This window comes from Sphingomonas sp. PvP056 (assembly GCF_040549155.1).
Lineage (GTDB): Bacteria > Pseudomonadota > Alphaproteobacteria > Sphingomonadales > Sphingomonadaceae > Sphingomonas.
This window is the reverse complement of the sequence record NZ_JBEPST010000004.1, coordinates 294,419-313,586: the sequence shown is the minus strand read 5'-3', so window position 1 is coordinate 313,586 and position 19,168 is coordinate 294,419. Positions and strand designations below refer to the sequence as shown.

19 protein-coding genes are annotated in these 19,168 nt (G+C 65.3%); 4 read left to right on the top strand and 15 right to left on the bottom strand.

What is annotated here, in order from left to right; genetic code table 11:
* Window positions 1-11 precede the first annotated feature (11 nt).
* The 6 genes from ABIC17_RS12050 to ABIC17_RS12025 form a co-directional block, all read right to left on the bottom strand.
* A complete protein-coding gene (locus ABIC17_RS12050; protein ID WP_354282053.1) occupies window positions 12-1,223 on the bottom strand; it encodes a M23 family metallopeptidase in 1,212 nt (403 codons plus the stop codon).
* Window positions 1,224-1,432: 209 nt separating this feature from the next.
* Window positions 1,433-1,903, bottom strand: coding sequence for a peroxiredoxin (locus tag ABIC17_RS12045; protein WP_354282052.1), 471 nt, complete (start codon window positions 1,901-1,903; stop codon window positions 1,433-1,435).
* A complete protein-coding gene (locus ABIC17_RS12040) occupies window positions 1,900-4,569 on the bottom strand; it encodes a [protein-PII] uridylyltransferase family protein (protein WP_354282051.1) in 2,670 nt (889 codons plus the stop codon). Before ABIC17_RS12040 ends, ABIC17_RS12045 begins: the two co-directional genes overlap by 4 nt.
* A gap of 279 nt (window positions 4,570-4,848) precedes the next feature.
* Complete coding sequence (locus ABIC17_RS12035; protein ID WP_354282050.1) at window positions 4,849-5,496, bottom strand: sigma-70 family RNA polymerase sigma factor; 648 nt, start codon at window positions 5,494-5,496, stop codon at window positions 4,849-4,851.
* 96 nt (window positions 5,497-5,592) lie between these two features.
* Complete coding sequence (locus tag ABIC17_RS12030) at window positions 5,593-5,736, bottom strand: hypothetical protein (RefSeq protein ID WP_354282049.1); 144 nt, start codon at window positions 5,734-5,736, stop codon at window positions 5,593-5,595.
* Between the two features lie 96 nt (window positions 5,737-5,832).
* Complete coding sequence (locus ABIC17_RS12025; protein ID WP_354282048.1) at window positions 5,833-6,639, bottom strand: response regulator; 807 nt, start codon at window positions 6,637-6,639, stop codon at window positions 5,833-5,835.
* 186 nt (window positions 6,640-6,825) lie between these two features.
* On the opposite strand from ABIC17_RS12025, the gene ABIC17_RS12020 reads away from it, so the two are divergent.
* From ABIC17_RS12020 to ABIC17_RS12010, 3 genes are all read left to right on the top strand, one after another.
* The gene (locus ABIC17_RS12020; RefSeq protein WP_354282047.1) at window positions 6,826-7,080 is read left to right on the top strand and encodes a NepR family anti-sigma factor; all 255 of its coding nucleotides are present in this window, start codon (window positions 6,826-6,828) and stop codon (window positions 7,078-7,080) included.
* A gap of 7 nt (window positions 7,081-7,087) precedes the next feature.
* Window positions 7,088-8,671, top strand: coding sequence for a sensor histidine kinase (locus tag ABIC17_RS12015; RefSeq protein WP_354282046.1), 1,584 nt, complete (start codon window positions 7,088-7,090; stop codon window positions 8,669-8,671).
* A 307-nt stretch (window positions 8,672-8,978) separates the two neighbouring features.
* The gene (locus tag ABIC17_RS12010; RefSeq protein WP_131527076.1) at window positions 8,979-9,113 is read left to right on the top strand and encodes an entericidin A/B family lipoprotein; all 135 of its coding nucleotides are present in this window, start codon (window positions 8,979-8,981) and stop codon (window positions 9,111-9,113) included.
* An 83-nt stretch (window positions 9,114-9,196) separates the two neighbouring features.
* On the opposite strand, the gene tatC is transcribed toward ABIC17_RS12010, so the two are convergent.
* The 8 genes from tatC to argS form a co-directional block, all read right to left on the bottom strand.
* Window positions 9,197-9,976, bottom strand: a complete 780-nt coding sequence (gene tatC / locus ABIC17_RS12005; protein ID WP_354282045.1) for a twin-arginine translocase subunit TatC — start codon at window positions 9,974-9,976, stop codon at window positions 9,197-9,199.
* Entirely contained in the window at window positions 9,973-10,425 is a 453-nt protein-coding gene (locus tag ABIC17_RS12000) for a Sec-independent protein translocase subunit TatA/TatB (RefSeq protein WP_354282044.1), read from the bottom strand. The genes tatC and ABIC17_RS12000 overlap by 4 nt, the downstream gene beginning before the upstream one ends.
* A gap of 18 nt (window positions 10,426-10,443) precedes the next feature.
* On the bottom strand, window positions 10,444-10,680 hold the full coding sequence (locus tag ABIC17_RS11995) for a twin-arginine translocase TatA/TatE family subunit (RefSeq protein WP_354282043.1): 237 nt from the start codon (window positions 10,678-10,680) through the stop codon (window positions 10,444-10,446).
* Between the two features lie 27 nt (window positions 10,681-10,707).
* Window positions 10,708-11,283, bottom strand: coding sequence for an SMC-Scp complex subunit ScpB (gene scpB / locus ABIC17_RS11990; protein ID WP_354282042.1), 576 nt, complete (start codon window positions 11,281-11,283; stop codon window positions 10,708-10,710).
* A complete protein-coding gene (locus ABIC17_RS11985) occupies window positions 11,280-12,020 on the bottom strand; it encodes a segregation and condensation protein A (RefSeq protein ID WP_354282041.1) in 741 nt (246 codons plus the stop codon). Before ABIC17_RS11985 ends, scpB begins: the two co-directional genes overlap by 4 nt.
* A 234-nt stretch (window positions 12,021-12,254) precedes the next feature.
* Window positions 12,255-13,262, bottom strand: coding sequence for a glycoside hydrolase family 3 N-terminal domain-containing protein (locus tag ABIC17_RS11980; protein WP_354282040.1), 1,008 nt, complete (start codon window positions 13,260-13,262; stop codon window positions 12,255-12,257).
* Window positions 13,263-13,310: 48 nt separating this feature from the next.
* Window positions 13,311-13,988 carry an SPOR domain-containing protein gene (locus ABIC17_RS11975; protein WP_354282331.1) on the bottom strand — a complete coding sequence of 226 codons (678 nt, stop codon included), beginning with the start codon at window positions 13,986-13,988 and terminating at the stop codon, window positions 13,311-13,313.
* Window positions 13,988-15,712, bottom strand: coding sequence for an arginine--tRNA ligase (gene argS, locus ABIC17_RS11970; protein ID WP_354282039.1), 1,725 nt, complete (start codon window positions 15,710-15,712; stop codon window positions 13,988-13,990). Before argS ends, ABIC17_RS11975 begins: the two co-directional genes overlap by 1 nt.
* 253 nt (window positions 15,713-15,965) lie before the next feature.
* Between argS and ABIC17_RS11965 the strand changes: the two genes are divergently transcribed.
* The gene (locus ABIC17_RS11965; RefSeq protein ID WP_354282038.1) at window positions 15,966-17,876 is read left to right on the top strand and encodes a CocE/NonD family hydrolase; all 1,911 of its coding nucleotides are present in this window, start codon (window positions 15,966-15,968) and stop codon (window positions 17,874-17,876) included.
* A gap of 142 nt (window positions 17,877-18,018) precedes the next feature.
* Here ABIC17_RS11965 and ABIC17_RS11960 read toward each other — a convergent pair whose 3' ends face one another.
* Window positions 18,019-19,167: a DUF1501 domain-containing protein gene (locus tag ABIC17_RS11960; protein ID WP_354282037.1), complete on the bottom strand. Its 1,149-nt coding sequence runs from the start codon at window positions 19,165-19,167 to the stop codon at window positions 18,019-18,021.
* Window position 19,168: the final 1 nt, after the last annotated feature.

Genomic DNA, 19,168 nt, shown 5'->3' with positions numbered 1-19,168 from the left:
GCGGCATCGGCTCAGTCTGCCGCGTCTGCTGCTGCCGGACCACCGACCGAAACCGGGATCGTGTGGATCGACTTGTCCTGCGCTGCGACCAGATAATCAGCGGTCTGGAGGAACGGCACCGGGTTCACCGCATGACCGTCGATGCGGACTTCGTAGTGAAGATGCGGACCGGTCGAACGACCGGTGGACCCGAGCAACGCGATCAGCTGGCCGCGATGCACGCGCGTACCGGCCTCGACGAGGATCTTCGACAGATGGCCGTAGCGCGTCTGGATGCCCTTGCCGTGATCGAGCTCGACAAGATTGCCGTACCCGCCTGCGCGCTCGGCACGATCGACCACGCCATCGGCGGTGGCATAGACCGGGGTGCCCATCGGACCGGGAATGTCGACGCCGGCGTGCATCGCCGCAGTGCCACGGAACGGGTCCGAGCGGATGCCATAGTTGCTGGTGTAGGCGAGATGCTCGACCGGCTGTGCCGCGGGGATCGCGATCGCACCCTGCTGGAGCGTATCGAGCTTCTTCCACGTCATGAACAGCGAGCGGAACTGCGTGTCGGCGCGCAGGTCTGCTTCAGCAGCCGAGCTGCTGGCGGCTTCGAACGGTCCGCCCATCGCGACCGGCTGACGCTTGATCAACCGCTCAGGCTTGATGCCGAGCGTGCGGAGATGCGCGACCGTGCGGGACAGGCGCTGGTTTGCGACGCGGCGCACATCACCGGCAGCCGCAAGCTGCTGTGCTTCGACCTTCTTGAGCGGGGCGACGACATCTGCGGCAAGCGCGTCGGCCTTCGCATCGACGATCGGAGTGGGCTGCGACAACAACGCCACGTCGGCCTTGCCGCCGACGGCTGCGACCAGCAATGCCTGGCGCTGATCGACCCGAACGGCGTGGGCTTCGGCGGCCGCGCGGATCGTCGCGATGTCGCGCTGGAGGCGAGCGACGCTCAGGCGCATCTGCGCGACCTTGATTTCTGGGGCTTCCGGCGTTGCGACGATGCCGGTCATCGCGGCGGCCCCGACAGCGGCCTGCGCCACCCCGTAGGCCGAGAAACACATGCTGACACCGACGACCGATGCGGCCATCGCCTGGGCGCGGGCGCCGATGCGGAAGCGCTTCTGGTTGCGGCCATCATGCAGGATGAAATCGCGGGTCTTGAAATATGCCCCGACGCGGGTGGCGAAACGCGCAGCTGCCGCGACCGAATTGATGTGCGTTTTCATTGAACCCCGACGATCATTTGCGTTTGCCGGAGAACCCGACACCCGCTCCTATTCGACCTGTTCTAGCCCCCTAAAACTGGCCGATGCTGTTTTGACGGAACTTTTCGCAATACGGCAAGGCACGTAGACGCTTCTCGCGTCCAACCGGCTGCCCACCACGGCGAGCCGTTGAAATCCGCCTGGTCCGCAGCGTTAACCACCGCGAATCGTCACAAAATGGCACGGACCGCAGCGAGAACCTGCTCGACATGCCCGGGCACCCGGACCTTACGCCATATGCGCGCGAGCGTGCCGTCGGCGGCGAACAGAAAGGTCGATCGGTCGATCCCCATATACGTCTTGCCGTACAGCTTTTTCTCGACCCAGACGCCGAACGCCTCGAGTGCAGCATCCGTGTCGGCGGACGCCAGCGGCACGGTCAGATGGTACTTTGCGGTAAACTTGCGGTGCTTCTCGGGCGTGTCGCGCGACACGCCCAGCAGGTCCACGCCGAGTGCTTCGAAATCAGCCCGGGCCGCGCTGAAATCCTGTGCTTCGCGGGTGCAGCCGGTGGTGTCGTCCTTAGGGTAGAAATACAGCACGAATGGCTTGCCGACATAGCCCTGCAGGTCGATCCGCGTACCGTCCTGCCCCGCCAGATCCACCGCTGGGATCGCCGCGCCCTCCACCAATGCCGTCATGTTGCAAGTCCTTCTACCTGTGCCAGCCATGCCGCGACATCGTGCCGTGTCGCCTCCAGCGACGCAACGACCCGCCCCCAGTCCTCCATTCGGAGTGCCTGCGCGATCAGCGCCTGCGTTGCCGGACCGGGCGGCTCGGCGGTGGGTGCCACCAACCGGAGCGTCACGAGCAACCGCGCAAGCAATTCATACGCCCGCGCCATGCCGTCGGGCGCAGCGCCGGCCGTAATCAGGCCGTCGATTGCGCGCTGCAAATTGGGGTCGAAGCCGATCCGCCGGGTCAGTTGCACCATATGGACCGCGAATTCGAGATCGACGAGGCCACCCGGCAACAGCTTCGCGTCCAACGGCCCGAGCGGCGGCTTGTGCAGCGCCATCTCGCGCCGCATGTCAGTCGCTTCGGCCAGGATATCGCGCTCCGGCCGATCGCCCCCGAGAACGTCCATGATGATCGCTTGCACCGAATCACGCGCTTCCGGCGATCCGAACACCGGACGCGCGCGGGTCAACGCCATATGCTCCCAGGTCCACGCCTGCTCGCGCTGATATTGGGCAAACCCGTCGAGCGAGACCGTCAGCGGCCCCTGCGTCCCCGACGGGCGCAGCCGGGTATCGATTTCATACAACGGCCCGGACGCGGTCGGCACCGACAGCGCCGCAGTCAGTCGCTGTGCCAATCGGTTGTAATACAACACTGCGCCGAGCGGTTTGCGGCCATTGGACTCGGCCAGATAGTCGCCCGTAAACAGATAGATCAGGTCGAGGTCCGACGCGTGCGTCAGCGCGCCGCCGCCGAGCCGCCCAAGTGCGAGGATGACGAGTTCGCTGCCTGGCACCGTCCCGTGCGCGATCGCGAATTCGGTGACGGTGGCCTGCGCAAGCACGCCGATCGCGGCTTCCGCGACGCGCGCATAGCCCGCCGACACCGCAAGCGGATCCGCCACGCCCGCGACAATCTGCGTGCCCAGCGCAAACCGCTTCTCGCCCACCACGCGACGGACATGATCGAGTTCCGCCTGATAGTCCGGTCCACCCGCCATTTCGCGCATCAGCCGCGCGACGTCATCGACCGGATCGAGCGCGCTGGCATCGATCAGCCCGTCGAACAGTTCGGGCCGCCCCGCCAGATCCTCGGCGAGCGTCACCGCATGGCTCAGAATCAGCCCGAGCAACCGCGCCAGTGCCGGACGCGCCTCCAGCAGACGGAAGAAATTGACTGCGCTCGTCAACCGCCCGAGCATGCGGTCGAGCCGGATGATCGCACCATGCGGATCGGGGGACTCGCCCAGCGCCGTGATGAGTCCAGGCAACACCGCCTCGAGCGCGGCGCGTGCGGCCGGACTGCGCAGGGCGGGGTAGCTGCCGCTGCGCCAATGTTCGATCCGCTGCACCGCGGTCGTCGTATCGCCGAACCCGGTTTCCGCCAGTTGCGCAGCCAGCGCAGCACGGTCGAACGACAACGCCCCGTCCGCATCCGGATCGAGCCCGTCGTAACTCCGCGCGGTGGCGGCGACATGCGGTTCGAGCAACGCCAGAAGCGCAGGCCCGTCCGCCACGCCGTGCAACCGTGCGACCCCGTCAAGCGCAGCGCCGCTCGGCAATTGATGCGTCTGCCGGTCCTCGACCATCTGGACGCGGTGTTCGATCGTGCGGAACAGCGTGTAGGCGTTTGCCAGCGCGTCCGCCTCCTGCGGATCGACCCACCCCGCCTTCGCCAGTGCCGCGAGCGCATCGCGCGTTGCGGGCACGCGCAAGGCCGGATCACGACCGCCGTGGATCAACTGATGGATCTGCGTGAAGAATTCGACCTCGCGGATGCCCCCGCGCCCGCGCTTGAGATCGAACCCGGGGCCGAACGCCTGCCCTTGCGCATAATGGTCGCGGATCCGGCGCGAGATCCCCCGGATCTCGCCGATCGCGCCGAAATCGAGCGCACGCCGCCAGATGAACGGTGCGATCGCCGACAGGAAGCGGTTGCCGAGCAGGCGATCCCCCGCCGCAGCACGTGCGCGGATGAACGCCGCCCGCTCCCACGGCAAGGCGAGCGATTCGTAATAGGAAATCGCGGCATCGACCGAGAGCGCGATCGGCGTCACCTCGGGCGACGGCCGCAGCCGCAAATCGACGCGCAGCACATAGCCATCCCCATCGCGTGTCTGCAAAAGCTCGACGACGCGGCGCGCAATCCGCACCGCTGCGGTCTCGGGCGCTTCCCCGCGACGGCATGGCAGCGTCGCAGGGTCGAAGATCAGGATCGGATCGATGTCGGACGAATAATTGAGTTCGCGGCTGCCCTGCTTGCCAAGCGCGATCGCGGCAAAGCCGGTGGGCGCAGCATCGGGTGTCCGCTCCGAGATGGCGGTCGTGATCGCGGTATCGAGCGCGTGGTCCGCGAAATCCGACAGGGTTCGCGTGACCGTCGTAAGATCATCGACTCCCGCCAGATCCCCGATCGCCACCCGCAACGCCAGACGTCGGCGCGCCAGCCGTAAGCGGCGCGCTACGGGTTCGTCGTCAAGGTCGGCGGTAATCGTTTCCAGTGGCGGCAAGTGTCCGCGCAGGAACACGTCCGCCATGGCGGGTTCGCGATCCAGCAATAGCGCAAGAAAGGGAGCATTCTGGCGTGCGCGTACTGTCGCAGCGATAATGGAGGATTCAAATTCCATTGATGTCAGGACTTAGACGCAAATCAGACCACTCCGTACTGCATCGAGCAACAATACCGCGGGTGGATCGTTCTGTCCCCATGCCGATCGATCTTCCCCCCAACATGAATGCGTCAGCAACGCCTCACGTCCTCGTTGCCGCACCCCGCGTAGGAGACACGCTGCGTCCGGCGCTGTCGTTGGCGTATCGATGCACAAACAGTCCGTTGGACGATATCGATCGGCTGATGCAGCAGTTGGACCGCGTTCCCTCGGTCCAGCCAACCGTCGCCACTAAGCTTACGAGCGGCGATCCCGACTGAGGTCGTCAACCTCGCCCATAATCGTGTCCAGCGCGCTCATGCCGGGTTCGTTTGTGTGCGTGCGGCGTGAGGGGAGCGTGTTGTCGCCCATCACTGCTTCGAGCGCAACACGGCCACGCGCAACGCGGCTCTTGATGGTGCCGACAGCGACACCGCAAATCTCGGCAGCCTCTTCGTAGGCAAAGCCACCGGCTCCCACGAGGATCAATGCCTCGCGCTGCGGCTGCGGGAGATGCAGCAGTGCGCGCTGCATGTCGCCCAGTTCGACATGCTTGTCCTGGCTCGCCGGCGCAGCAAGAATGCGGTCGGCGACCAGATCGTCCCACTCGCCCTTGAAGCGCGCACGCCGCATTTGGGAGAGATACAGGTTGCGCAGAATGATGAAGGTCCATGCGCGCATATTGGTGCCGGCCTGGAACCGTTGACGCGCAGCCCATGCCTTCATCAGCGTTTCCTGGACGAGATCGTCGGCCAGATCGCGATTGCCCGACAAAGAACGACCGAACGCACGCAGGTGTGGAATTACCTGCGCCAATTCCTTCTTGAACTCGGGGTCCGACAGCGCGACGTGCTCGACTGCGGGCACGTCGTCGTGAATATCGTCCTGATCGATCGCGTCGGTCATGAAATCCTGTCTCGTGGCGTCATTTGCCACACATGGGAACGGCGTTCCGCAATGTCCAACTCCGGACCTGCAGAACGCCATAGTAGCATCAAAACGTTAGCGGTTGAAAACCAGCAATATCACGGCAAACAGCACCACTACCAAGGCCAGCGAGATGCCGAGCACATACCGTGTCACATGTGGGGTCGATCCCGCACGTGCATCTTCCCGGTCGACGTGGATTTCGTCCCTGTCCGCCATGCGAGCCCCGTTTGTTGTTGTTCCGTATCGTATGGAACCCAACACCCGGACACGCGATGGGTTCCCGGAGCTACCAGGAACCCGGCGCGGCACGCCTCAGATCGCCGGAACGGTCGTCTGGTCGAAGAACAGGGCCTGCGCGATCGCAGCCTTGACCGTGGAGCGCTGGAACGGCTTGGTGATGAGGAACGTCGGTTCCGGCCGCTCGCCGGTCAGCAAACGCTCCGGGAATGCGGTGATGAAGATGACCGGCACTTCGAATTCGGCAAGGATGTCCTTGACCGCGTCGATCCCCGAACTGTCGTCCGCAAGCTGAATGTCGGCCAAAACCAGACCCGGACGATCCTCCATCGCCAACGCAACCGCTTCGTCGCGCGTGACCGCAACACCGGTCACGTCATGCCCGAGGTCGCGCACGATGGTTTCGATGTCCATCGCGATGATCGGCTCGTCCTCGATGATGAGAACGCGCGCACGGGTCTGCTTCTCGATCTCGGTCAGCGCCTCGGCGACCAGCGAGTCCACCTCCTCCGGCTCGACTTCGATCAGATACGCCGCATCCTCGGGCGTAAAGCCTTCCATCGCCGTCAGCAGCAACGCCTGACGCGACAGCGGCGTCATCCGTGCGAGACGGGCGCGCGCGATGGCTTCCTGCCCGTCACCCTCGCTGGCGCTCATGTTCTCGGGCGTCTCGTCGTAATTCGTCGACGTCCAGATCGCGTGGAACATACGGTAGAGACCGAGACGCGGATCGACGTCGCGGGGAAATTCCTCGGGGGCGGCGACGATCGCTTCCAGAGTAGCCCGTACATAGCGGTCGCCATGCGTCTGGCTGCCGGTCAACGCGCGGCCGTAACGGCGCAAAAAGGGAAGATGGGGGGCGAGCTGCTGTCCAAGCGACATGGCTGTCGGGGTCTCCGTAATGGGTCAGGTCGGGTGGTCTTGTGGAAGCGCCCCCCGGCATATGCAACGCGTTTCGTGGCTTCTTGGTATTCGAAACTTAAAATCGCATCCCAGGCGGAACCATCGAAGAGCTATTTGGTTTCATCACCCAATCGCTCACGTGCATTCTTTATGCAGTGAGTATCCGTGCCGGATTGTTACGGCAGCATTTTGATTCTATCCGGGCATCCGGATCTCAGGGGGACGGCATTGCGTTCGGGCGACGACTCTTCGAAAAAGCCGGAAGCGGCCGTGGTGCGGAAAGCCGGAGGCCCGGTCGCGGGCGCGAAAGTTCAAAGCAAGGACCGCGACATGGGCGCGGCTTTGCGGACGGTCTACCAGCGTACGGTCGAAGAGGAGATCCCGGCGGATTTGCTCGACCTTCTTGGCAAGCTAGACTGATCCTGCGGTGACAGACATCGCGGGCGCCCCCACCCCCGCGCGGACTGGCCGGAAACTCGACCGCGTCCCGACGGGCGCAAAGGTCTTTCTGATCCTCAGTGCGGCGCTGCTGCCATTGGCGATCATCGCTTTTTTCGCAACGCTGCGCACCGCCGAACTGGCGGATGAAGCCACGCGAGCGCAGATGCGCCTGACGACCACGGAAAGTGCGCGCAAACTCGCGATCGAGCTGATTGGCGACATGACCGCGCTCCGTGTCTCGCTGAACGCGCTCGAGATCGACCCCGGCAACACGCCAAGCTGTGCGCGTGCGCAAGGCGTATTCGCGCCGCAACTCGCGGTCGGCACCCGTTTCGCCATTACCGACGCACGTGGACGCGTCATCTGCGGTGCGGCGCTGCCGATCCGCGGCGCCGTGGCACCCCCCAGCATGGACGGCCCGGTCACCGCGCAAATCCATCCCGGACGCGGACTGACCCTGTCGACGACGAGCGCATCTGGTCGCACGCATGCGACCGCCTATTTTCCTGCCGCTGTCCTTGAGGCGGTCGCTACGCCGACGGCCTATGCGCAAGCGTATGAAGCGGAACTGGTGCTCGACCGGCGGACGCTCACGCTGCAGCAACTTCCCCGGCAGGCCCCGCTCGAACGGCGGACTGCGCTGTCGATGCCGGTCGGGGTTGACGATATTGCGTTGGTCACGCGCACCCCGTCCGCCCCGATCACATCGCCCGTCCTGATCGCGCTGATCCTGCCGATCGTGATGTGGGCTGCGGCGGCCGGAATCGGCTGGTTCGTCGTGGATCGTCTGTTGATCCGGTCGCTGCGCCAGTTGCGGACGCGCGTCGCCTCGTTCGTGCCGGGTGAGGAGATCGACCCGGGCATGATGCGTGCCCTGCCCGCACAGGAAATCCGCGAACTGGGCGAGACCTTCCAGGCGATCAGTCGCACCGTTGCCGAACATGAAGCCGGCCTGGCCGAAGGTCTGGTGCGGCAGACACGCCTCACGCGGGAAGTCCATCACCGCGTCAAGAACAACCTCCAGGTCATCTCCAGCCTGATCAACTTCCACGCCCGCGCCGCCCGCAGCCGCGAAGCCGCGCATGCTTACGCGTCGATCCAGCGGCGCGTCGATGCGCTCGCGGTCGTCCATCGCAACCACTTTGCGGAGATCGAGGAAAACCGCGGCCTGCAACTGCGCTCGGTAATCGGCGAACTTGCCGCCAACATCCGCGCGACGGCGCCGGAGGGCGCGCAGCTTAGCATAGCGCTCGACATCGCGCCGTTCCTTGCCAATCAGGATATCGCGATCGCAATCGCCTTCCTGATCACCGAGATTGTCGAACTCGCGATCACCGTCGCGCCGACGACCCAAGTGCGGATCTCGGTATCGCCCGATCCGTCGGAACAACGTGCGCTGTTGCGGATCAATTCGCCGTCGCTGGTGGACGGTGACACGATGCGCACGCTGGTGGTCGAACGTTACGGTCGCGTCATCGAAGGTCTGTCACGCCAGCTGCGGTCGAAATTGCATTATGATCCGCTGGTCGGGGCCTATGAAATCTCGGTGGCGATCACCGGCCGCGACTGAGACTTCGCTCGGATCGCTAAAAATGTACTTTCCGCGATTTTAGTCGGAACCAGATCGCCAAACGTCCGTTCTGATATTCGGATAGCGAATTTATGCCCCCCCGCTCTCGCTATCCGCAACATGGACCCGGTCGCGCCTACCCCTCCCCCCCCCGGTGGCGCGCCCGGGTCCAATTCCCCACATCGCTGCCGAGACCATCCTTCGATGGATCGAATCTGTTTGGATGGTGGAACGATCCTGCGTTCCGATCATTTCGATTGCAGGCATCCTGCCCCGGCAGGACGCTCGTGATTTAAAGGAGGTTCGTATGCGTAAGGTTCTCAGTCTCGCTCTCGTCGCCAGTGCCGTTCTGGTCAGCGCCTGCAACACCGTCGAAGGTGTCGGCAAGGACGTGAAGTCGGCAGGCAGCACCGTCGAGAAGACGGCAGACAAGTCCAAGTAAGACGGACTTAGCCGGAATCGAAAGGCCGCCCCTGCAATGCAGGGGTGGCCTTTTTCTTGTTCGTCAATCAACCGTGCGGCGGATCAGCTCTCGACCAGATCGGTGCTAGCGGTTTTTGCCCGGCCACGCTCCGAGAACCAGATAGCGATGAGCGCCAGCTCGTACAGCAGCACCAGCGGCACCGCGAGCATGATCATCGACCCAGCGTCTGGCGGCGCCAGAACGAGCGCCAGCGCGAAGCAGCCAACGATTGCATAGCGTCGTGCGCCCACGAGCTGCTTGCGCGTCACCAGCCCCGCACGCTCCACGATCATCAGCACGACCGGCATCAGGAACGCGATCCCGAAGCCAAACAGAAACTGCATGATGAAATCGAGATAACTGGCGACCGACGTCAGAGCCTGCTGCTCGACGCCGCCGAGGTTCCCCTGGAAGCTCAGCAGGAAGTGCAGCGCGGCGGGCACCGCGAGGAAGTAGGCCATCGACGCCCCCATCCCGAACAGCACCGGCGTCGCGATCAGGAACGGCAGCAGCGCACGCTTTTCCTGACGGTACAAACCGGGCGCCACAAAGCCCCACAACTGGTTCGCGATCACCGGGAAGGAGATCATCAGCGCCGCGAACAAAGCAATTTTAATCTGTACGAAGAAGCCGTCGAACACGCCGATCGTGACGATCCGCGTCTGCCCCGCCTTGAGCAGCGGCTGCACCAGGATCGTGAAGATGTCGCGCGAGAAAATGTACGTCACGATCACCGCGACGAAGACCGTCGCGAGACAATAGAATAACCGACGCCGCAACTCGATCAGGTGATCCAGCAGCGGCGCGCGGCTGGCTTCGAGATCGTCGACCGGCGCGTTCACGACTGGGCCGCCCGTTGCGGTGCGTCGTCCGTGTGCGACGTCTCATGCCGGTCGGCTGGGACCACACTTGGCGTCACAACCGGTTCCGGCTGCACGGGGCCGGCGACATCGTGCGCCGGCTGGATCGTGGGCTGTTCCACCATATGGGGGTCCGCCTCACCATCCTCGGCAGTAGCAGCCGAATCGGCAGAGGGCAGCATCTGGACCGGGGTCGGCGGATGCTCGCGCATGATGCGCTCATTCTCCGCCGCCCACTTCTTTTCCATCTCGTGCAGTTCCGCCTCACGAACCATCGAATCGAAGCCCGATCGGAACTGCGTCGCGATGCCGCGCACCCGCCCTACCCAATAGCCTGCGGATCGCATCGCCTTGGGCAGGTCTTTGGGCGGGATGACCAGCAAGGCCACGACCCCCAGAATGATCACCTCGGATGAGGAGACGTCGAACATGCGGCTATCCGTCCGAAATCAGACTTCGCGGTCACGCACGCGGTTGCCGTCGCGGTCGAACACCGGGTCTGCCGCGGCCTTTGCTTCGATCCGGCTCGGTTCGCGGCCCGGTTCGTCCTCTTCGGCCATACCCTTCTTGAACTGCTTGATGCCCTTGGCGACGTCACCCATCATGCTGGAAAAGCGACCGCCGCCCAGTACGAGGATGGCGATAACGCCGAAAATGAGCCAATGCACAAGGCTGAAACCACCCATGGTCAATCTCCTAGGAATTCGTTCTATCTAGTCTTCATCGTACGGCTTTGCCACCTCCATAGTTTCAAACTGCAGATCGACCGGGTCAAGCAGCCCCGCCGCCTTCAGATCTTCGAGTCCGGGCAGATCGCGCCGCGTCGCCAGCCCGAAGTGGGCGAGGAACTCGGCGGTGGTCGCATAGAGCAATGGGCGCCCGGGAACTTCACGCCGCCCGGCGGGGCGGATCCAGCCCGCCTCCATCAGCACGTCGAGCGTTCCCTTGGAAATCTGCACACCCCGGATCGCCTCGATTTCCGCGCGCGTCGCGGGTTCGTGATAGGCGATGATCGCCAGCGTCTCGATCCCGGCGCGGCTGAGCTTGCGCGGTTCCTCATGCGTGCGGCGGAGCAGATGCGCCATGTCGGCGGCGGTCTGGAAATGCCATCGCTCGCCCCGGCGAACGAGTTCGATCCCGCGCCCCGCATAATCCGCCTGCAATGTCGCCAGCGCGCTGCGGACGTCGATCCCGCCGAGATGCGTCCTGATGGCATCCGCGGTCATCGGCTCGGGCGACGCGAACAGCACCGCTTCCACCGCACGGACCGTGGCGTCACGAGGGGTCATGCCGTCGCCGTACCGATCGCGCGGATATACAGCGGGGCGAACGGCGACTGCTGTCGCAGTTCTACCTTGCCTTGCTTGGCAAGCTCCAACGCGGCGAGGAACGACGATGCGAGCGCGGACTTTCGGAACAGGCCGCGTGCTTCCGCCGGCAGGAAGGTTTCGATCAGGCGCCAGTCGATCTCCACCCCGACCAGCCGTGAAACCCGCGCAAGCGCCGCCTCCAGCGTCATGACGGGACGATGCGCGACGATGTGCATCACCGGGCGCGTCCGCGCGGTGATGACGCCATATGCCGCGATCAGGTCATAGATCTCCGCCTGCCACAATGCCTTGCGCGTCGTCCGCAGCCCCTCCGGCGCGCCGCGCGTAAATACGTCCCGCCCGACCCGGTCGCGGGCGACGAGCCGCGCCCCCGCCTCGCGCATCGCGTTCAACCGTTCGAGCCGAAGTTGCAGCCGCAACGCGAGTTCCTCAGGCGACGGCTCGACCTCCGGATCGCGCGGCAACAGCAGCGCCGACTTCAGATAGGCCAGCCAAGCCGCCATCACGAGATAATCTGCCGCAAGCTCCAACGCGGCCTGCGCTTCCTCGACGAAGCGGAGATACTGGTCGACCAGCGCAAGGATCGAGATCTGCTTGAGATCGACCTTCTGGCTGCGGGCGAGCGCGAGCAGCAGGTCCATCGGACCTTCCCACCCGTCGATATCGAGCGTCAGCGTTTCGGGCGTGTCGGTCATGCGTAGCGCGACGCTACCAAATTCAAGATGGCGTGGGGAGCGGCTTATCGGGTGCAGCGTCCTGTTGCCGGTGAGCCGCCTCGCGGGAGAAGCTGCCATCGAATGCTCATCCACCGTGTTCCTGCGAAGGCAGGAACCCAGGGCCGCGCAGAGCCACGGCTGTCGCGCGGCAGACTCCTGGACTCCTGCTTTCGCAGGAGAACGGTTTACCCCAAAACCCCAATCTGCCGAAGGCTATACCAGTGCGAGCAGCGCATCACGCTGAGCGATCAGCGTGGCCATGTCGCCCTCTTCGCGCGCGCCCGCCACCGTCGCCATCGCGCGATCGAGCCGTGCGCGCGACACGTCCGACATCTCGCCCAGCCGCGCGGCGATATCGACCATCTCGTCCATCCGCGCCCAGCAATCGAGCACCAGGTCACACCCCGCCGCGATCGCCCCCGCGGCCTTGTCGCCCGCGCTCCCCGTCAGCGCCTTCATGTCGATGTCGTCGGTCATCAACAGCCCGTCGAACCCGATCCGCTGGCGGATGATGTCCTCGACGATTACCGGCGACAGCGTTGCCGGGCGGTCGCGGTCCCACGCCTCGAACACGATATGCGACGTCATCCCCATCGGCGCGCCCTTGAGCGCGATGAACGGCTGAAGGTCGATCGCCAGCTCCGCATCCGACGCGGTCACCGTCGGCAGATGGTAATGCGTATCGACCTTGGCGCGACCATGCCCGGGCATGTGTTTGACCACACCGACGACCCCCGCCGCCCGCAACCCGTCGAGGATCGCCCGCCCCATCGCCGCGACGCGCAACGGCTCTGACCCTAAAGCGCGCGTGGTGATCGCCTCGGTCGTGTCGGGCTGCGATACGTCGAGCAACGGCAGGCAGTCGACCGTGATGCCGACCTCCGCGAGCATCAGCCCGATCGCCTGCGCATTCGCCTTGGCCGCCTCGATCGCGGAGATGGGCGCGATCTCGTACAGCGCATCGAATGCGGGACCTGCCGGAAACTCGGGCCACTCGGGCGCGCGCATCCGGGCGACGCGGCCGCCTTCCTGATCGATCAGGATCGGCAGATCGACGCGTCCCGACAGATCGCGCAGACTGTCGGTCAGCGCGCGCACCTGCGCCCGGTCGACGATGTTGCGCTTGAACAGGATATATCCCGCCGGCTCCACCGCGGCGAAGAAAGTGCGTTCGTCGGGTGTGAGGACGGGGCCGGACAGGCCGAAGATGACGGGCTTCATGCCATCGTCCTATCGTCCGCCGACCACCGCGTCACCCCGGCTACGCCGTCAACTGCGCGGAACGAAGCACGCCTGGCCCGCAGCCGCCAGTTTGGCGCACAGACTTTTCGCCTCCCCCACGCTCCCCGCGTTGACGCGAAGGCGATACACGGTGCGCCCGTTGACCTGCGCCATCTGAACCGACCTGCCGAGCGCGGCGAGATAGCTGTAGCGCTTGGCGATCTGCTTCCCGATGTCGTTGGCATCGGCCTCGGTGTCGAACGACCCCAATTGGATCGCCGCGCCACCGGTTACCGCGCCGTCCGCCGCCGGGATCGCCGACACCGCCTTGCTGGCACCCGAATCGATCCGCTGCGGGACGACCTTCTTTCCCGCGACCGGCGCTTCGGGCGCGGCGGCCATGTCGATCGACGAATTGCCCATGCTGTCGCCGTTGCTCGTCGCGATCGCGGTGTCGCCCTCGCCCTGCACGACCATGCCGCCGGGTTCGGTCGGGCGGATCTTGTAATCCCCCGCGGGCGCCGCAATCAGCGCGCCGTCGCCGTTGATCCCGCGATGCGTGTCCCAATAGCGGTACCCGAGGATCGCGACAGCGACCAGCGCCAGCAGTCCGACGACCATCATGACGATGCGGATGACCGGCGCGGCCCCGTCGCGCTCCTGCTCGACCGTTTCGAGCCAGGGAAGCCGGTCGCTGTCGCGCATGTCCCGGTCGCCGATCTGCATCACTTCATCTCCTGGACCGCCTGCACCCCCATGATGCCGAGGCCATTGCGGATAATCTGCCCGACTCCTTCGGCGAGGAACAGCCGCGCGCACGTCACGCCGGGATTGTCGGCGAGCAGGAAGCGGCGATCCGGACGATCGTTACCGACATTCCATAGCGCGTGGAGCGATGCTGCCAAGTCATAGAGATAGAACGCAATACGGTGCGGCTCGCGCGCAGCTGCGGCGGTGTCGACGATGCGCGGGAACTGTGCCGCGAACTTTACCAGTGCGAGGTCCTCGGTGTCGAGCAGCGACAGGTCGACCGTGTCGCAGTTGATTCCCGCCTCGGTCGCGCGGCGGTGCAACGACGCGATCCGCGCATGCGCGTAATTGACGTAGAAGACGGGATTGTCCTTCGACGCCTCGACCACCTTGGCGAAGTCGAAGTCCATCTGTGCATCGGCCTTGCGCGTCAGCATGGTGAAGCGGACGACGTCCTTGCCGACCTCGTTCACGACATCCGCGAGCGTGACGAAATTGCCCGCGCGCTTGGACATCTTGATCGGCTCGCCGTTGCGCATCAGCCGCACCATCTGGACGAGCTTGACGTCGAACCGCGTCTTGCCGCCGGTCAGCGCCTGCACCGCGGCGACGATCCGCTTGACCGTCCCCGCATGGTCGGCACCCCAGATGTCGATCAGCGCGTCGGCGGTCTGCGCCTTCTGGTAATGGTACGCGAGATCCGCGCCGAAATAGGTCCACTGCCCGTTCGACTTTTTGATCGGGCGATCCTGATCGTCACCGAACTGGGTCGAGCGGAACAGCGGCAGCACGACCGGCTCCCAATCCTCGAGCTCCTGCCCCTTGGGCGCTTCGAGCACGCCGTCATAGATCAGGTCGCGCGCGCGCAGATCGTGCTCGGCCGCCTCGGGCTTGCCCGCCGCCTGAAGCTCGGCTTCCGACGAGAACAGGTCGTGGTGGATCCCGAGCTGCGCGAGATCCGCCTTGATCAGCACGAGCATCGCCGCGACCGCGCGGGTGCGGAACAGCACGAGCCACTCGCCCTCCGGCTTGCCGACATAGGTGTCGCCGAATTCGGTCGCGAGCATCTGCCCGACGGGGACGAGATAGTCACCCGGATACAGGCCCTCGGGAATCTCGACGGTCTCGCCGAGCGCCTCGCGGTAGCGCAGGTGGACCGAACGCGCGAGCACATCGACCTGCCCGCCCGCATCGTTGACGTAATATTCGCGGATGACCTTGTGCCCGGCGAACTCGAGCAGCGCCGCCAGCGCATCCCCGACGACCGCACCACGGCAATGCCCCATGTGCATCGGACCCGTAGGGTTGGCCGAGACATATTCGATATTGACCGTCGTACCCGCACCACGGTTCGACCGGCCATAATCGCCCGCGGCGTCGTGGATCGCGGACAATTCGGTCCGCCACGTGTCGTCGGTCAGCGTCATGTTGATGAAGCCCGGCCCGGCGACCGAAACACTCGAGACCTCGTCGAGCGCCTCCAAATGCGCCGCGATCTTCTCCGCGAGCGCGCGCGGGTTGGTCTTGGCGGGCTTGGCCAGCACCATCGCGGCATTGGTCGCGAGATCCCCGTGCGTGATGTCGCGCGGCGGCTCGACCGTGACGTTGGCGCGCGACAGGTCGGCGGGCAGATCCCCCGCGGCGACGAGCGTATCGAGCGCCGCATCGATATGCGCGGCAAAACGGGTGTAGAGGGTCATGGGGGTCGTCCGGTGGTGTCTGCGAGCGCGCCCCTTAGCGGATGTGACGGGCGGCTTCAAATCACCTTCGCTCCTCCCCGGCACGGGAAGGGGAGCTTCCGCCCGTGACACGCCCCCCTCCACCCCACGGCTGAAGATGCCGAGCGGTCCCCCTTCCCCGTTCCGGAGGATTGAGATGGTACATCAGCGGTTGCTTTGCCTGGAACACCATGTGTACCACCCGCGGCATACACTTTGTGTCGAAAGGTTGCCCATGCACGCCAAGTCGCTCCTGCTCGCCGCTACTGCGGCGTTGATCGCGCTCACCCCAGCGCTGGCACAGGAGCAGGCGGCGGCGCCCACCGGCGGCGACATCCCCAAGAGCTTCACCCCGCCCGAAACCGGCCGCGACTATGTCAAGCGCGAGGCGATGATCCCGATGCGCGACGGGACGAAGCTCTACACCGTGATCGTCTACGCCAAGGGCCTGACCAACGCACCGATCGTGCTGACGCGCACGCCATACAACGCCAAGGGCCGCGCCAACCGCACCGACAGCACAAGCGAGCTGTCGACGCTGCCGCTCGCCGACGAGATGTTCGTCAAAGGCGGCTACATCCGCGTCTATCAGGACATCCGCGGCAAATACGGCTCGGAGGGCGATTACGTCGTCACGCGCCCGGTGATCGGCCCGCTCAACCAGACCAAGGTCGATCACACCACCGACGCGTACGACACGATCGACTGGCTGGTGAACAAGGCGAACCTGCCGCAGTCGAATGGCCGCGTCGGGATGATCGGCTCATCCTACGAAGGTTTCACCGTCGCGATGGCGCTGCTCCACCCGCACCCCGCCCTCAAGGTGGCCGCACCCCAGAGTCCGATGGTCGACGGCTGGATGGGCGACGACTGGTTCCATTACGGCGCGTTCCGTCTCCCCAACATCGGCTGGCTCGGATCGCAGACCGGCTACAAGGGCGCTGGCAAGTCCCCGCCGTCGGGTGGCTATGACGATTACGACAATTTCCGCACGATCTCGGCGGGCGATTGGGCGAAGAAGTCGGGCTACGACCAGCTCCCCTATTGGAACCGCATGGTCCAGCATCCGGCCTATGACAGCTTCTGGTCGAGCCAGGCGCTCGACACGCTGCTCGCCGCGACCCCATCGAACGTTCCGACGCTGTGGGAACAGGGCCTGTGGGATCACGAGGACATGTGGGGCGGCATCCGCGCCTATGAGGCACTGGTCAAGGCGGGGCACCAGTCGAACAACTATCTGGTGATGGGCCCGTGGCGGCACAGCCAGGTCAACCGCGAAGGCCGCTCGCTCGGGCCGCTGCAGTGGAACGGCGACACCGCGCAGCAATATCGCGAAGACATGGTGCTGCCCTTCTTCAACCAGTATTTGAAGGATGGCCCGGCGGTCACGCTCCCCGCCGCGGCGATCTACAACACCGGTGCAAACCACTGGGACAATTTCCCGAAATGGCCGCTGTCGTGCGACAAGGGCTGCGACACCGCGCTGACTCCGCTCTATCTCCAGGCCGACAAGGGACTGGGTTTTGAACGCGCGGCGAACGGCGGGGACAGCTATGTTTCCGATCCCGCCAACCCCGTCCCCTATCTCCCGCGGCCGATCAATTTCGAGGACGGCCGCTGGGGCGAGTGGCTGGTATCCGACCAGCGTTCGGTCGACGGCCGCACTGACGTGATGAGCTATTCGACCCCGGTGCTGACCAAGACGGTCAAGGTCTCGGGCGTGCCATGGGCGGACATCTTCGCCAAGACGACGGGGACCGACGGCGATGTCGTGGTCAAGCTGATCGACGTCTATCCCGACGAGGTCGCGAGCAACCCCAAGATGGGCGGTTACCAGCTTGCGATCAGCCTCGACATCTTCCGTGGGCGGTATCGTGAAAGCTTCGCCAAGCCGACCGCGATCCCGGCGAACAAGACGCAGGAATATCGCTTCCGTCTGCCCGCGGTGAACCACGAATTCCTGCCGGGGCACAAGATCATGGTGCAGGTCCAGTCGTCGCTGTTCCCGGTCTATGACCGCAACCCCCAGACCTTCGTCCCCAACATCTTCCTGGCGAAGCCCGGCGATTACAAGAAGGCGACCGTGACGATCCAGCACGGCAGCGTCGGCGCGAGCGCGGTGTTGCTGCCGGTGGTGGCGCAGTAAACCTACCCTAACGACACTTCCCCGGCGAAGGCCGGGGCCCAGTAGCGAAGGTCGAGGTAACGAAGCGCTGTCACCAGCTACCTCGGTCCCCGCTACTGGGCCCCGGCCTGCGCCGGGAAAGCGTTACTCAAACAACGGGCCGCTACACCAACCCCGCCACCGCCGCCGTCCCCCTCGACGACGGAAACAGCGCCGCCATCGCCTTCGCCGGTTCCACCCCGAAATGCCCCGCAACCGCACCACCAATGAACGCATCGAGCTGCAACGTCGGCCGCAAATCGCGCCCCTCGAACAACGCCGCCTGCGCCAGCCCCGGCCAGTCCGCCAGCACCCGCCCGCCCCGCACCGCGCCGCCCAGCAACATCGCCGAACTTCCGGTCCCGTGGTCGGTCCCACCGGTCCCGTTGACCGCGACGGTCCGCCCGAACTCGGTTGCGACCAGCACCATCGTATCGTTCCACAACGGCCCCAGCCCGGCCTGAAGCGCGCCGATCATCGCATCCAGCCCCTTCAACTGCGCGCCTAGCCGGCCACGTTGTCCGGTATGCGTATCCCAGCCGCCGGTCTCGATCATCGCGATCCGCGCGCCATTCGCGGGCGCCATCAGCCGCGCAGCCAGCGCGCCGGTCGCCGCGGCATTCGCCCCGCCCCCCGCCGCCAGATCGCCGGTCAACGCCCGCGTCCCCATCGCCTCGCTCCACAAGGCGTGAAGCTGGCTGTCCCCTTCGTACAGCATCGAGACGCGCTGCATCAGATCGTCCGAAGCCTGGGGCAAGCTCGACGGCGCATAGGAAGACACGTCGTGCGCCCCGCGCAACGCGAGCGGCACCGTCGCCGACACCGCGATCGCCTTCGCCTGCGTCGGCGGCAGCACACCGAGCAGCCGGTTCATCCAGCCGTCCTTGAGCTGATACGCCCCCGTCCCGCCGCTTTCGAGCACGTTCTGCCCGTCGAAATGCGACCGGTCGCGATACGGCGAGGCGACCGCATGCGCGAACAACGCCTGCTTCTGGCCGTACAACGCCTTCACGCTCGCCATCGCGGGATGCAGCGCGAACATCGAATCGAGCTTCCGCGCGCTCGCGAAATCGAGCGCCAGATCACCCCGCGCCCCCGCAAAGGCCGGATCGCCGACCGGCGCGACGATCCCCAGGCCGTCCGCCGCGCCGCGCTGGATGATGAAGACGAAGCGCTTATCGGTCTCCGCCTTGGCGAACGCCATGCGCGGGCTGAGCGCGGCAAACACGGCACCGGCGACACCCGCGCCGAGAATCGAACGACGATCGTACATG

Excerpts from the sequence above, each read along its gene's own strand:
- ABIC17_RS11975 (WP_354282331.1), bottom strand. The coding sequence starts at position 13,988 with ATGCAGATCGGCGACCGGGACATGCGCGACAGCGACCGGCTTCCCTGG.
- ABIC17_RS12030 (WP_354282049.1), bottom strand. The coding sequence starts at position 5,736 with ATGGCGGACAGGGACGAAATCCACGTCGACCGGGAAGATGCACGTGCG.
- ABIC17_RS11960 (WP_354282037.1), bottom strand. The coding sequence starts at position 19,167 with ATGTACGATCGTCGTTCGATTCTCGGCGCGGGTGTCGCCGGTGCCGTG.
- ABIC17_RS11965 (WP_354282038.1), top strand. The coding sequence starts at position 15,966 with ATGCACGCCAAGTCGCTCCTGCTCGCCGCTACTGCGGCGTTGATCGCG.
- ABIC17_RS11995 (WP_354282043.1), bottom strand. The coding sequence starts at position 10,680 with ATGGGTGGTTTCAGCCTTGTGCATTGGCTCATTTTCGGCGTTATCGCC.
- scpB (WP_354282042.1), bottom strand. The coding sequence starts at position 11,283 with ATGACCCCTCGTGACGCCACGGTCCGTGCGGTGGAAGCGGTGCTGTTC.
- ABIC17_RS12050 (WP_354282053.1), bottom strand. The coding sequence starts at position 1,223 with ATGAAAACGCACATCAATTCGGTCGCGGCAGCTGCGCGTTTCGCCACC.
- ABIC17_RS12045 (WP_354282052.1), bottom strand. The coding sequence starts at position 1,903 with ATGACGGCATTGGTGGAGGGCGCGGCGATCCCAGCGGTGGATCTGGCG.
- argS (WP_354282039.1), bottom strand. The coding sequence starts at position 15,712 with ATGACCCTCTACACCCGTTTTGCCGCGCATATCGATGCGGCGCTCGAT.
- ABIC17_RS12000 (WP_354282044.1), bottom strand. The coding sequence starts at position 10,425 with ATGTTCGACGTCTCCTCATCCGAGGTGATCATTCTGGGGGTCGTGGCC.
- ABIC17_RS11980 (WP_354282040.1), bottom strand. The coding sequence starts at position 13,262 with ATGAAGCCCGTCATCTTCGGCCTGTCCGGCCCCGTCCTCACACCCGAC.
- ABIC17_RS12035 (WP_354282050.1), bottom strand. The coding sequence starts at position 5,496 with ATGACCGACGCGATCGATCAGGACGATATTCACGACGACGTGCCCGCA.
- ABIC17_RS12010 (WP_131527076.1), top strand. The coding sequence starts at position 8,979 with ATGCGTAAGGTTCTCAGTCTCGCTCTCGTCGCCAGTGCCGTTCTGGTC.
- ABIC17_RS12025 (WP_354282048.1), bottom strand. The coding sequence starts at position 6,639 with ATGTCGCTTGGACAGCAGCTCGCCCCCCATCTTCCCTTTTTGCGCCGT.
- ABIC17_RS11985 (WP_354282041.1), bottom strand. The coding sequence starts at position 12,020 with ATGACCGACACGCCCGAAACGCTGACGCTCGATATCGACGGGTGGGAA.
- ABIC17_RS12040 (WP_354282051.1), bottom strand. The coding sequence starts at position 4,569 with ATGGAATTTGAATCCTCCATTATCGCTGCGACAGTACGCGCACGCCAG.